The following is a 13,206-nucleotide window of genomic DNA, read 5'->3' as shown; positions in this document are numbered from 1 at the left end:
TTACTCGATTTCCGATACACGCAATGTGTTCACCATTCCTTTGTCGGTCACCGGCATTGCCGCGAGGTTGATCAGGAAATCACCTTTTTCTACATAACCTTTGTCTTTCGCGATTTGGTTTACGTCGGTAACGGTTTCGTCGGTGCTGACCGATTTGTCGTAGAAATATGATTTCACGCCCCAAAGCAAGTTCAATTGCGTCAGGATGCGCTTGTTCGACGTGAATACCAAAATGTGCGACTGCGGACGCCAAGCCGAGATCTGGAATGCCGTGTAACCGCTGTTCGTAAGCGTACAGATCGCTTTCGCACGGATCACGTTTGCCATTGAAGCCGCGTGGTAACAAATCGTTTTCGTGATGAAACGCTTGGTGCGGATCTGTGGCGTATTTTGCGGAACCTGGATCAGTGGAGAATCTTCGACCGCTTCAATGATCTGCGTCATTTTTTCGATGACCTGGACCGGATAGTTTCCGACAGATGTCTCGCCTGAAAGCATTACCGCGTCGGCTCCGTCCATTACCGAGTTTGCGACGTCGTTCACTTCGGCACGCGTCGGAGTCAAACTCGTGATCATCGTTTCCATCATCTGCGTAGCGATAATTACCGGAATTCTGGCCGTTTTTGCGCGGTTGACGAGTTTCTTTTGGATAAGCGGAACTTCGTGTGCCGGAACTTCGACACCCAAATCGCCTCGGGCAACCATAAGTCCGTCGCAAAACGCAACGATCTTGTCGATGTTCTCGACGGCTTCAGGTTTTTCGATTTTGGCGATGATCGGAATTTTATGATCCGAATGTTCGGCGATCAAATCCTGAAGTTCTTCAAGATCCTTTGGCGTACGCACGAATGAAAGCGCGATCCAGTCAACGTCAGCCTTGATGGCGAAAATCGCATCTTTTATGTCTTTTTGTGTCAACGCCGGAAGCGAGACTTTCGTGTTCGGAAGGTTTACGCCTTTTTTAGATTTCAACGGTCCGCCTTGGATTACTCGGGCTACGACCTCGCTGGTTCCGTTTGTTGAAATCGCTTCGAACATCAATTTCCCGTCGTCGAGCAAGATTTTCTCGCCCGGATTTACATCGGCAGGAAACGATTTGTAGTTCATATAGACGCGTTCGGCAGTGCCGGGAATATCTTCGCTCGTCTGGAACGTGATGATATCTCCGGGATTCACGACAACGTCATCTTTCATGACGCCAACGCGCAACTTCGGGCCTTGAAGGTCAGCGAGGATTGCGGTCGTGTATCCGAATTCGGCGTTGAGAGAACGTATGGTGTCGATCTTGAATTGGACATCGTCATAATCGGCATGTGAAAAGTTGACACGGAATACGTTTACTCCTGCGTCGATCATGTCTTTCAGGACTTCGCGCGTACTGCACGCCGGTCCAAGTGTGGCGACAATTTTCGTTTTCTTGTTCGTTGGCATTTTATTAAAAAATTAGATTATTTATCGATTTAATGCGGCTCGTATCGACTGGATACGAAAGGGTTATGTGTTCGATTTCCTGAAGCGATTCGGTTACGCTTTCGGCCGAAACTTCGCTGTTTTGCAGCTTTAGGAAATAGTCGACTTTCTTGAATTCGGGCAATAACCAGGCTTTGGTCGAAACTTTTAGGTTCGTTCCTGAAAAAAGGTCGCCCGTTGTGGAAGTCGATTGTGAATGGATTTCGCTTTTGTTCTGCAGCAGATCCCAACTCGAGCAACTCTCGGAATCGTCGAAACTGTAACGCGAAAGCATCGTGCTTCCTGTCTTGGCCGTAATCTGGATCTCGTCGTTGTTTTTGCTGAGCAGCACCGGGAATTTTTGATTAATGAAGAAGGCCAGGCGATAATCTTCTAGCGAAGTATGGATAGCGATGAGTTGATAGTCGATTTCGTCAAACTCGTCGATATACAGTTTATGAGTGGCCATTCCGCTTCAAAGTAAGCCGTAAAGATAACATTTATAAAGCAGTATCAAAAAAGCATCGATTCAAGTTAACGTTAAATTGTCAACGAAATCGATATAGTTTTAGAGAATGTGATTTATTTTTTGTTAATTTTTTCCTGAAATGCAAAATAGGCGCGTTGGGACGCTTTTTCTTCGGCTTTCTTCTTGGACGTGGCGCGCGCTTTTGCGATTACCTTTCCGCCGATGCTCAGTTTTACGCCGTAGAGCCGTTGGCCATCGATGCCGTTGTCTTCAAAAACATCGTAATGGAAGCTGAGTTTTTCCTTTTGGCACCATTCGATGAGCAAACTCTTGTAGCTGATCACTTTTCCTTCGAGACGTGGAATGTCGACGTATGGTTCGATTACGCGTTTTTGGATGAAAATCTCGCAATAGGCGTAACCTCGGTCAAGATAGATCGCTCCGACCAAAGCTTCGAAGATATTGCCGTGGACATTTTCGCCGAAATGAACCGGCGCGATCTTACTGTCGATGAAATCGAGTAGGTGCAAGTCTCGTCCGAGTTCGTTCAAATGCTCGCGGCTTACGATTTTCGAGCGCATTTTGGTCAGGTAACCTTCATCGCCTGACGGTACTTCGTTGAACAAATGCGCCGCGATTACCGAACTCAGCATCGCATCGCCCAAAAATTCCAAACGTTCGTAATTAATCGGATTTCCGTTCTGGTCGTGCTTGTTCGAGGAACGGTGCGTGAACGCATATTGGTAAAAGGCAATGGTTATGGGCTCGAAACCGAGTATCGAGGTGATAGCATCAAAAAAAATCCCGTCTTCTGGAGAACGGGAATCTTTCTTAAAAATATTTTTGATAAAACGTTTCAAGGATTACTGTTCGAATTTTTTCACGAGCACGCAGGCATTGTGGCCTCCGAACCCGAATGTGTTGCTCATCACCACTTTCATCTCGCGTTTTTGCGCTTTGTTGAACGTGAAGTTGAGACGTGGGTTAATGTTTTCGTCGTCAGTGAAATGATTGATCGTTGGTGGAACGATTCCGTATTTGATCGACAGGATCGATGCGATGGTTTCGATCGCTCCCGCAGCTCCGAGCAAGTGGCCTGTCATCGATTTTGTCGAGTTCAGGTTCATTGTGTACGCATGCTCGCCAAAAACGGCTTCTATGGCTTTCGATTCGGCGATGTCGCCAAGCGGTGTCGATGTTCCGTGCATGTTCACTCCGTCCACGTCTTCGGGCTTTAGACCTGCGTCGCGCAAACAGCTGAACATTACGTTCCTCGCTCCGAAACCTTCAGGATGAGGCGCCGTGATGTGGTGCGCGTCGGCACTCATTCCGCCTCCTCCGACTTCACAGTATATTTTCGCGCCACGTGCGATCGCGTGGTCGAGTTCTTCTAAAATCAATGCGCCGGCACCTTCGCCAAGAACGAAACCGTCGCGGTCTTTGTCCATTGGGCGTGAAGCCGTCGCGGGATCGTCATTGCGTGTCGAGAGCGCGTGCATGGCATTGAATCCGCCCATGCCGGCAATCGTGACCGCTGCTTCAGAACCTCCGGTTACCATGACGTCGGCGTGACCCAATCGGATGTAATTGAAAGCGTCGATGAGAGCGTTCGTCGATGATGCACAGGCTGAAACGGTCGTAAAGTTCGGCCCGCGGAAACCGTATTTGATGGAAATATGTCCACCGGCGATGTCGGCGATCATTTTCGGGATAAAAAATGGGTTGAATTTTGGCGTTCCGTTGCCGGCGGCGAATTCCATGACTTCCTGCTGGAACGTTTCAAGGCCTCCGATTCCCGAACCCCAAATTACACCAACGCGGTCTTTGTCGAGGGTTTCGAAATCAAAATTGGCATCTTTGACGGCTTCTTCAGATGAAACGACGGCGTATTGTGCGTATCGGTCCATTTTGCGTGCCTCTTTGCGTTCGATAAAATCTTCGACGTTGAAATTCTTCACCTCGCAGGCAAACTTCGTCTTGAAATGTGTCGTGTCGAAATAAGTGATTGGGGCCGCTCCAGGCTTGCCATTGATAAGCCCGTCCCAGTATTCCTGAATATTGTTTCCAATCGGGGTCAATGCACCTAAACCTGTAACCACTACGCGCCGTAACTCCATAAATTCTGTATTGTTTTATTGTTTAAACAAATAATACCTATGCTTTATGTTCTAGGATCATAAAAAGTCACAGGTATTATGTAGTATTTTGATGATTGAAAAATCAATCGGTAATTTAGGTTTTTGAAAAAATAATAACACCCGCAAACACTAATGGATACGGGTGCTGGAATATATTATTTTTTAGCTTCTTCGATGTAAGAAATCGCCTGGCCAACAGTAGCAATGTTTTCAGCCTGGTCGTCCGGAATCTGGATGTCAAATTCTTTTTCGAATTCCATGATAAGCTCAACAGTGTCTAAGGAGTCTGCTCCCAAATCGTTGGTGAAGCTTGCCTCTGCTACGACTTCATTTTCGTCAACGCCTAATTTGTCTACGATAATCGCTTTAACTCTTGATGCAATGTCTGACATAATCTTTCTTTTTAAATTTTAATTTGTTGGCAAAAATAAAAAACTTTATTGTATTACCACGTTTTGGTTCGTAAATGTGAAGACTAATTTAAAAAATTAATTTCATAAAGGGTCTGTAATTTTATTTAATATCGGCAATTATGCGTTTTTTTGCGTTTCAAATCGATACACATGAAAAAGCTCGTGCTGTTCGCCTCAGGCTCGGGATCGAACGCTGAAAACATCATTCGCTATTTCAGCAAAAATCCTGTTGCACAAGTCGTTGCGATCTTTACCAATAAAGCGGAAGCCGGCGTAGTCCAGAAGGCGCAAAATTTAAACGTTCCCGTAGTCGTGGTTTCGAAAGGAGATTTGTCGGACGGAACTGCCTTGGAAAAGGTCAACGAATTCAGTCCCGATTTGATCGTGCTTGCGGGATTCTTGCTCAAGTTTCCGTCGGATATCATCGCCGCTTACCCGAATAAGGTGATAAACATACATCCTGCGCTCTTGCCCAAATATGGCGGCAAAGGCATGTACGGGATGAACGTCCACAACGCTATCCTTACCAATAAAGACTCCGAGACCGGAATTTCAATCCATTTTGTGAACGATCATTACGACGAAGGCGCGATCATCTTCCAGGAAAAAGTTGCGGTTGATGATTGTACGTCGGCCGAGGAAATCGCGGCGAAAGTACAACGCCTCGAACACGAACATTTCCCAATTGTCATTGAAAAACTCCTGCAATCCTGATGGCCGACGTTCACTTATATACGGACGGCGCCGCCAAAGGAAATCCCGGTCCGGGCGGATACGGTGTGATTTTGGAACTCGTCGGACAACCTTATCGAAAGGAATTCTTCGAAGGTTTCAGACTCACGACCAACAATCGCATGGAATTACTGGCGGTAATCGTCGGATTGGAAAAATTGAAAAAGCCGATGACGAGTGTTTTGGTCATTTCCGATTCGAAATACGTGATCGATTCGGTCGTGAAAGGCTGGGTCTTCGGCTGGGAGAAAAAAGGATTCACAGGTAAGAAAAATCCCGATTTATGGATGCGCTTCCTGAAGATCTACAGGCAACACTCCGTTGCGTTCCAATGGGTGAAAGGGCATAATTCGCATCCGCAGAACGAACGCTGTGACGAATTGGCCGTGATGGCGTCGCAGTTGCCCAGGCTCAATGTCGATGCTTTTTATGAGCGTGAGGAAAAGAAACTTCTTTAACAATAAAGACATAAAAAATGTAGTCGCGGCATTGAAGGGAAAATTACCTTCGCTAGACCTAACAGGTTTCCAAAACCTGTTAGGTCTGCGAAACTCCCTAAAATCGAGCGCAAGGCACTTAACGTCAATACCTTATTTTCACAAAACTTTACCACGGACATCCGTTGCAACTTTATCCATTATAAAGTATCTTTGCGCCTTCAATTGAAACACTGAATGAACAAACTACTTATTGTCGGCACCGTAGCGTTCGACGCAATCGAGACCCCGTTCGGGAAAACCGATAAGATTCTTGGCGGAGCAGCAACTTACATTGGCCTTTCAGCCTCATTTTTCAATGTCAAATCAGCGATCGTATCAGTTGTGGGCGAGGATTTTCCGCAGGAACATCTTGACTTGCTTACGGCTCGCGATATCGACATTTCGGCAATCGAGATCGTAAAAGGCGGAAAGACATTCTTTTGGGCCGGAAAATACCACAACGACTTGAATTCCCGCGACACTTTGGTGACCGAGCTCAACGTTCTGGCCGACTTCCAACCAAAAGTTCCTGAAGATTTTAAAGACGCTGAAGTCGTGATGCTCGGAAATTTGCATCCGCTCGTCCAAACAAGCGTCCTCGACCAAATGACGACCAACCCGAAACTCGTCGTGCTCGACACCATGAATTTCTGGATGGATTGCGCGTTACCTGAATTGCTCGAAGTGATCAAACGCGTCGATGTGATTACGATCAACGACGAGGAAGCGCGTCAACTCTCGGGCGAATATTCGCTTGTGAAGGCCGCCGCAAAGATCCATACGATGGGCCCGAAATATGTAGTTATCAAAAAAGGCGAACACGGCGCGTTGATTTTCCAAGGCAAAGACGTTTTCTTCGCTCCGGCATTGCCGCTTGAGGAAGTGTTCGATCCGACGGGAGCAGGCGACACGTTCGCCGGAGGTTTCTCAGGTTACCTCGCGCAAAGCGAAAATATCTCGTTCGACAACATGAAGAACGCGATCATATATGGTTCGAACCTCGCATCGTTCTGCGTTGAAAAATTCGGAACCGAGCGAATGGAATCGCTTGAAAAAGACGAGGTCATCGCACGCCTTAAACAGTTTAGGGCGCTTACGCAGTTTGACATCGCATTACAATAAGAATAACTACGCCTCGAAAATTCGGGGCGTTTTTGATTGGGAATATTTAGACGAAAGACAAATGACGAAAGACTAAGGACATACGACAATGGTTTCAGATACAGGTTTTTCAAGACCTTGAATTAGTCCTTCGTCATTAGTCTTTGGTCATTAGTCAAAAAACACAACAACTAAAATGAGCGACAAACTCACCCACGAATGCGGCATCGCGTTCCTTAGATTGAAAAAACCGCTTGACTTCTACAAGGAGAAATACGGTTCGGCTTTTTACGGCATACAAAAAATGTATCTGCTCATGGAAAAGCAGCACAACCGCGGTCAGGACGGCGCCGGTTTCGCGAGCATCAAACTCGATTTGCAGCCTGGGGAACGTTATATCAGCCGCGTGCGTTCGAACGATCAGCAGCCGATCCAGGACGTTTTTGCCCAGATCAATGGCCGCATCAACGACGAGATGACGAATCATCCCGAATATAACGACGACATCGACCTACTCAAACGAAACGTTCCTTATGTGGGCGAAGTTTTCCTGGGTCACGTGCGATACGGAACCTTCGGAAAAAACAGCATAGAAAGTGTTCATCCGTTCTTGCGCCAGAACAACTGGATGCATAGAAATCTTATCGTCGCCGGAAATTTCAACCTCACGAACGTCACGCAATTGTTCAACAGTTTGATCGAGCTCGGGCAACACCCTAAGGAAATGGCCGACACCGTGACCGTAATGGAAAAAATCGGACACTTTTTGGACGATGAGGTCGATGATCTATATCAGGAATGTAAGGAAGCAGGTTTGTCGAAGCGCGAGGCTTCACCCGTTATCGCCGATAAACTCAATGTACAACGCATCCTGAAACGCGCTTCAAAAGGCTGGGATGGCGGTTATGCGATGGCTGGTCTGTTCGGTCATGGCGATGCATTCGTGTTCCGCGATCCGGCGGGAATTCGCCCGGCGTATTTTTATGAGGACGATGAGGTCGTGGTCGTGGCATCGGAACGTCCGGTAATCCAAACGGTTTTCAACGTCGATTTCGAGAACGTAAGGGAACTTACTCCGGGACACGCGCTTATCATCAAGAAAAACGGAACCGTGTCGGAACAGGAAATCATTCCGAGAACCGTCGACAAAGCGTGTTCATTCGAACGCATTTATTTTTCGCGCGGGAGCGATGCCGAAATCTACAACGAACGCAAGGAATTGGGCCGACTGGTTTTGCCGCAGGTTCTCGAAGCGATCGACAAAGATACCGATAACACCGTTTTTTCCTATATCCCGAATACGGCCGAAACGTCGTTCTTCGGGCTCACCGAAGCCGCTCGCGATTTCCTGAACCAACGTAAGAACCAACATATTCTCGATCACCGCAACACGCTGACCGAGGAGACATTGGCCGAATTGCTGTCGGTAAAAATCCGAATGGAAAAAATAGCGATCAAAGATGCAAAGCTTCGCACGTTCATTACTGAAGACAGCAGCCGCGATGATCTGGTCGCGCACGTATATGATGTCACGTACGGCGTCGTGAAACCTACCGACAACCTTGTCATCATCGACGACAGTATCGTTCGTGGGACAACGCTTAAGATGAGCATCATTAAAATGCTCGACCGATTGAAGCCGAAGAAGATCGTGATCGTGTCGTCGGCGCCTCAAATCCGTTACCCTGATTGTTACGGTATAGACATGGCAAAACTCGAAGGATTGGTAGCTTTTCGCGCCGCGATCGAGCTATTGAAAGAACGCAATTTGTACGGCATCGTCGATGAAGTCTACAAAAAATGCAAGGCGCAGGAGAATTTGCCCGACCATGAAGTCGTGAATTACGTCGTGGATATGTATGCGCCGTTCACCGATCAGGAGATTTCAGACAAAATCGCCGAAATGTTGCACACCGACAACATCAACGCCGAGGTAAAAATCATCTTCCAAACCGTAGAAAATCTCCATAAGGCTTGCCCTAAAAACCTTGGGGACTGGTACTTTACAGGAGATTACCCGACGCCCGGAGGTAACCGTGTCGTGAACAAAGCCTTCATGAATTTCTATGAAGGAAAGGACGCAAGAGCGTACTAAAACGATGTAAATGTTGCACTTTATCGATTATTGGTGTAGTTCAACTAATTTTTTTGTTAAAAGAATATCGACCCTATACATTCGTATCACCATAGCATTAGTAGGTTAAGTTTATGGTAGATTTGGGGCAAAAAGGGTGAAAGAAATTTCACCTTTTTTATTTTATAACGGTCACCATTTTTGTTTCAGAAAGAGTCCGACCCAAAACCAAGAAAGTTACAATAAGTATATAAAAAAAGCGGCTGAGGATTTTCCCAGCCGCTTTTGCGTTTTACCGTTTTGGATTACGGCTTATCGTTCGTCTTTTCAGTTGCGTAACGTCTTGAAACCTCGGTCCAGTTGATCACATTGAAAAATGCTTCTATATAATCCGGACGACGGTTTTGGTAATTCAAGTAGTACGCGTGTTCCCAAACGTCCATTCCCAGGATCGGAGTTCCGCCGCAGCCTGTGTCGGGCATCAATGGATTATCCTGGTTAGGCGTTCCGCACACTTCGAGCTTTCCGCCCGGTTGCACGCAAAGCCAAGCCCATCCTGAACCGAATTGGCTCGCGCCCGCTTTAGAGAATTTCGCTTTGAATTCCTCGAACGAGCCAAAATCGCGCTCGATAGCGTCGGCCAGTTCACCCGTAGGTTTTCCGCCGCCGCTCGGGCTCATGATCGTCCAGAATAAATTGTGGTTGTAAAAACCGCCGCCGTTGTTGCGAACTGCCGCGTTTTTCTTGTCGAGGTTGATTAGGATATTTTCAATCGTCTTGCCTTCCATATCGGTGCCTTGAATCGCAGCGTTGAGGTTGGTCGTATAAGCATTGTGGTGTTTGGTATGATGAATTTCCATGGTGCGCGCGTCAATGTGCGGCTCAAGCGCATCATAGGCATAAGGTAACTTCGGTAATTCGAATGCCATAATTTCTAGTTGTTTATATAGTTCATAAATATTTCATTTCAAATTTAAAGATTTAACTTTGGAAATGGAAGTTAGCTGCCGTTATAATTTATTTAAAAATACTCGATTTACGCTGCGCTGGCTAACACAAAGGCGAGAAGACATGAAGTCACAAAGTTTTCTTGCTATTGCGATCAATGTTTAATTTCTTAGTGACTTCGAGGCTTCATGTCTTCGTGTCAAAAAATCAGGAACAATAAAAAATGAGCGATACGATTTCATTTTCCATCTACGACGCATCGGCCGGATCCGGGAAAACCTACACGCTCGTCAAGGAATATCTCAAAATCATCCTGAGTTCGCCGAAACCCGACGCGTACCGAAACATCCTCGCGATCACGTTCACGAACAAAGCGGTGCACGAGATGAAAAGCCGCATCGTGTCGAGCTTGTCTGATTTCGCGAGCGATTCGACGTCGGAGAAAGGGGAAAGCCTAATGCGCGATCTGTCGGGCGAAATCAAACTTTCAGTGCCCGACATCAAACTCAAGGCGAAAGCGATCATTCGGCACATCATCCACAATTACGCGGCCTTCGACATTTCGACTATCGATAAGTTCACGCACAAAGTCATCCGGGCTTTCGCGCGCGATCTGAATCTGCCGATGACGTTCGAAGTCTCGCTCGATACCGAGAATCTTTTGACCGAAGCCGTCGACGCCATCATCGCACAAGCCGGCGAAGACGAGACGCTCACCAAACTGCTCGTCGATTTCACGATGGAAAAAACCGACGACGACAAATCCTGGGACATTTCACGCGAAATCCTCGAAACCGGGCGTTTGGCGTTGAACGAAAACCATCGCAGCGAAATCGCACATCTAAGCGAGAAGTCTATTCCCGAATTTATGATGCTCAAGGATAAACTCGGCGAAGTCAGCAATGCGATCGAATCGGAAAACCAAGTTCTGGCGCAGACTGCGTTGGGAATGTTGGAGTCGAACGGAATTGACTTAACGTCTTTCTCGGCGGGACATTTTCCGAAACACCTGCAGGGAATCACCGAAGGAAAATTCAGCCCGAAGAATAAAAAGTACCACGAATTTGACGACGTCCGCATCAATAAAGCGGCCCGCGATCGCGACCTGATCGAATCGCTGCTGCCCGAACTCTTGCAAACGCTCAAGAACATCTATGCGAATTATGGCAAACGCGACATGTATCTGGCGTTCTTGAAAAACATCACGCCTTTGTCGTTGCTCAATACCGTAAACAACGAACTCGCACGCATCCAAACCGAACAGAACATCTTGTCGATTTCCGAATTTAATGCGATCATTCACCGCGAAATCCAAAACCAGCCCGCGCCGTTCATCTACGAACGTTTGGGTGAGCGTTATCGGCATTATTTCATAGACGAGTTTCAGGACACGAGCGAAATGCAGTGGAAAAACCTGATTCCGCTTATCGGGAACGCGTTGTCGGGACAAGACGAATTCGGGATAAAGGGAACGCTCATGATCGTAGGCGACCCGAAACAATCGATCTACCGTTGGCGAGGCGGAAAAGCGGAACAATTCATCGCGCTTGGAAAAGGCGGAACTCCGTTCGTAAATGTCGATTGGCAAATGTCGAAACTCGATACGAACTGGCGCAGTTATTCAGAAGTCATCCATTTCAACAACGATTTTTTCGAGTTTATCGCCAACGAATTCGCTCACGTCGATTACAAGGAATTGTACGAGAAACAAAGCAGGCAGAACACGACATCGAAAGCCGGCGGTTACGTAAACATCTCGTTTTTACCGCCGACCGGGGAAGACGATGAAGACGCGCCCAAAAAGGCGGAACAACATTTACACGCGACATTTTCGACCATCCAAAAAGCGCTCGCGCAAGGTTTCAAGTACAGCGACATTGCGATCTTGACGCGAAAACGCGATCAGGGAATCATGGTGGCGAATCATTTGACCGAGAACGAGATTCCACTGTTGTCATCGGAAACCTTGCAGATTGCGGCGGCGACTGAAGTTCGGTTCATCATCAACCTGCTGCGTTATCTAAAAAACAGCAACGACGCCCAATCGAAAGCGCTTTTCTTACATTATCTCGCCGATAATTCACAAGATGTGTTTCCGCTTCACGATTTTATCGCCGCGGGAATGGAAAGACGCGATGAAAATGAGTTTTGTACATGGCTTGAAGGTTTCGGGCTTGGGGTTTCGTTTTCGGGCATCCGCAAAAAGTCGTTGTATGAAGCCGTTGAGACGATCATTTCAAAGTTCATCGTCGAGAATAACGCGTACGTTCAATATTTTCTCGACATCGTTCTGGAGCGCGACATCCGAACACAGGCTGGGATTTCGGACTTTTTGAATTATTGGGAGACGAATTCGCACAAGTTCAGCATTCCGTCGCCCGAGGGGAAAAACGCCGTCCGGATCATGACGATCCACAAGTCGAAAGGGCTTGAGTTTCCCGTCGTGATCATGCCGTTCGCCGAGGAAGAATACAGTCGGAAACCAAAAGACAAACTCTGGCTCGACATTGACGATGCGGTTTTGGAATTGCCGAAAGTGCTCATCGACAACAACAGTTCGGTAGAAGGTTTCGGGGAAAAGGCCGCCCAGGTTTATCAGCAGAAGAAACAAGAAGAATTGCTCGACAACATCAACGTGCTTTATGTCGCGTTGACGCGTGCCGAGGAACAATTGTATGTGATTTCGGCCATGAATTTCACGAAGAACGGAGAACCACAACAGAACAACATGTCGACGTTTTTCGTGAATTTCCTTGAGACGAAAGGTGTTTTTGACCGAAACGTTTTCTCGTACGACTTCGGGAATCCGACGAAATTATCGAAAGACAAACCTGATTTGGGCGAACCCGAATTCATAACGTCGGTCGCCGAACCGCTGCAGATGTCAAGCATAAAGATCGCCCAGCGCGAATCGCTCATGTGGGGCTCGAAACAGCAGGAAGCGATCGAGTACGGCAATACGATCCATGAGATATTGTCGATGGTGAGAACCGAATCGGATATCGAGCTCGCGATCGAGAAAGCAATCGAGAATGGTTTGATCACCGATTTGCAAAAGGAAACCGTTACGCGAACGCTTCTTGATATCGTGTCGCATTCGGATCTGGTCGGATTTTTCAGTGAAGACAATCGGATTTTGAACGAGCAGACGATCATCCGACAACAATCGGGCATCATCAAACCCGACCGCATGGTTTTGGCGCGAAATAATGAAGTTTATTTGCTTGATTACAAGACGGGAAGCCATAATTCGAAATACGTGAAACAGCTCGAAACCTACGCTGAGGCGATTGAAAATATGGGTTACAAAGTGTCCAAAAAAGTGCTTGTCTACACAGGCCAAGATTTAAATGTGATACATTTGTAAGACGAAATTCAACTACACTACAATAGAAATACAACA

11 protein-coding genes are annotated in these 13,206 nt (G+C 47.0%); 5 read left to right on the top strand and 6 right to left on the bottom strand.

Going from position 1 to position 13,206, the window contains the following annotated elements; genetic code table 11:
- The 5 genes from pyk to EOO50_RS02925 all read right to left on the bottom strand — a co-directional run bounded on the left by pyk (position 1) and on the right by EOO50_RS02925 (position 4,448).
- Entirely contained in the window at positions 1 to 1,431 is a 1,431-nt protein-coding gene (pyk, locus tag EOO50_RS02945) for a pyruvate kinase (RefSeq protein WP_290837743.1), read from the bottom strand.
- Positions 1,432 to 1,435: 4 nt separating this feature from the next.
- Positions 1,436 to 1,918, bottom strand: a complete 483-nt coding sequence (locus tag EOO50_RS02940) for an IPExxxVDY family protein (RefSeq protein ID WP_290837741.1) — start codon at positions 1,916 to 1,918, stop codon at positions 1,436 to 1,438.
- Positions 1,919 to 2,031: 113 nt separating this feature from the next.
- Positions 2,032 to 2,778 carry a ribonuclease III gene (gene rnc, locus EOO50_RS02935; protein ID WP_290837740.1) on the bottom strand — a complete coding sequence of 249 codons (747 nt, stop codon included), beginning with the start codon at positions 2,776 to 2,778 and terminating at the stop codon, positions 2,032 to 2,034.
- Positions 2,779 to 2,781: 3 nt separating this feature from the next.
- Positions 2,782 to 4,035 (bottom strand): beta-ketoacyl-ACP synthase II, encoded by a 1,254-nt coding sequence (gene fabF / locus EOO50_RS02930; protein ID WP_290837738.1) that lies wholly within the window; start codon positions 4,033 to 4,035, stop codon positions 2,782 to 2,784.
- Between the two features lie 176 nt (positions 4,036 to 4,211).
- A complete protein-coding gene (locus tag EOO50_RS02925) occupies positions 4,212 to 4,448 on the bottom strand; it encodes an acyl carrier protein (protein WP_002988156.1) in 237 nt (78 codons plus the stop codon).
- A 171-nt stretch (positions 4,449 to 4,619) separates the two neighbouring features.
- Between EOO50_RS02925 and EOO50_RS02920 the strand changes: the two genes are divergently transcribed.
- The 4 genes from EOO50_RS02920 (at position 4,620) to EOO50_RS02905 (ending at position 8,876) form a co-directional block, all read left to right on the top strand.
- A complete protein-coding gene (locus EOO50_RS02920) occupies positions 4,620 to 5,183 on the top strand; it encodes a phosphoribosylglycinamide formyltransferase (RefSeq protein WP_290837736.1) in 564 nt (187 codons plus the stop codon).
- Positions 5,180 to 5,659 carry a ribonuclease HI gene (gene rnhA / locus EOO50_RS02915; protein WP_290837891.1) on the top strand — a complete coding sequence of 160 codons (480 nt, stop codon included), beginning with the start codon at positions 5,180 to 5,182 and terminating at the stop codon, positions 5,657 to 5,659. Before EOO50_RS02920 ends, rnhA begins: the two co-directional genes overlap by 4 nt.
- A gap of 216 nt (positions 5,660 to 5,875) precedes the next feature.
- Positions 5,876 to 6,802 carry a PfkB family carbohydrate kinase gene (locus tag EOO50_RS02910; RefSeq protein ID WP_290837734.1) on the top strand — a complete coding sequence of 309 codons (927 nt, stop codon included), beginning with the start codon at positions 5,876 to 5,878 and terminating at the stop codon, positions 6,800 to 6,802.
- A 175-nt stretch (positions 6,803 to 6,977) separates the two neighbouring features.
- Positions 6,978 to 8,876 carry an amidophosphoribosyltransferase gene (locus EOO50_RS02905; RefSeq protein WP_290837732.1) on the top strand — a complete coding sequence of 633 codons (1,899 nt, stop codon included), beginning with the start codon at positions 6,978 to 6,980 and terminating at the stop codon, positions 8,874 to 8,876.
- A gap of 284 nt (positions 8,877 to 9,160) precedes the next feature.
- Here the strand turns inward: EOO50_RS02905 and EOO50_RS02900 are convergent, their stop codons facing one another.
- Positions 9,161 to 9,784, bottom strand: coding sequence for a superoxide dismutase (locus EOO50_RS02900; RefSeq protein ID WP_290837730.1), 624 nt, complete (start codon positions 9,782 to 9,784; stop codon positions 9,161 to 9,163).
- Positions 9,785 to 10,026: 242 nt separating this feature from the next.
- Here EOO50_RS02900 and EOO50_RS02895 point away from each other — a divergent pair, with 242 nt between their 5' ends.
- Complete coding sequence (locus EOO50_RS02895; RefSeq protein WP_290837729.1) at positions 10,027 to 13,170, top strand: UvrD-helicase domain-containing protein; 3,144 nt, start codon at positions 10,027 to 10,029, stop codon at positions 13,168 to 13,170.
- The last annotated feature ends 36 nt before the right edge of the window (positions 13,171 to 13,206 follow it).

The sequence above is a fragment of the Flavobacterium sp. genome, from assembly GCF_004211145.1.
In the GTDB taxonomy this organism is placed as follows: Bacteria; Bacteroidota; Bacteroidia; order Flavobacteriales; family Flavobacteriaceae; genus Flavobacterium.
The sequence above is the reverse complement of the archived record's forward strand: the minus strand, read 5'-3'. Positions and strand labels throughout refer to the sequence as shown.

What these genes read in the sequence shown, in the direction of transcription:
- pyk (WP_290837743.1), bottom strand. Translation starts at nt 1,431, where the DNA reads ATGCCAACGAACAAGAAAACGAAAATTGTCGCCACACTTGGACCGGCG.
- EOO50_RS02940 (WP_290837741.1), bottom strand. Translation starts at nt 1,918, where the DNA reads ATGGCCACTCATAAACTGTATATCGACGAGTTTGACGAAATCGACTAT.
- fabF (WP_290837738.1), bottom strand. Translation starts at nt 4,035, where the DNA reads ATGGAGTTACGGCGCGTAGTGGTTACAGGTTTAGGTGCATTGACCCCG.
- EOO50_RS02925 (WP_002988156.1), bottom strand. Translation starts at nt 4,448, where the DNA reads ATGTCAGACATTGCATCAAGAGTTAAAGCGATTATCGTAGACAAATTA.
- EOO50_RS02920 (WP_290837736.1), top strand. Translation starts at nt 4,620, where the DNA reads ATGAAAAAGCTCGTGCTGTTCGCCTCAGGCTCGGGATCGAACGCTGAA.
- EOO50_RS02910 (WP_290837734.1), top strand. Translation starts at nt 5,876, where the DNA reads ATGAACAAACTACTTATTGTCGGCACCGTAGCGTTCGACGCAATCGAG.
- EOO50_RS02905 (WP_290837732.1), top strand. Translation starts at nt 6,978, where the DNA reads ATGAGCGACAAACTCACCCACGAATGCGGCATCGCGTTCCTTAGATTG.
- EOO50_RS02900 (WP_290837730.1), bottom strand. Translation starts at nt 9,784, where the DNA reads ATGGCATTCGAATTACCGAAGTTACCTTATGCCTATGATGCGCTTGAG.
- EOO50_RS02895 (WP_290837729.1), top strand. Translation starts at nt 10,027, where the DNA reads ATGAGCGATACGATTTCATTTTCCATCTACGACGCATCGGCCGGATCC.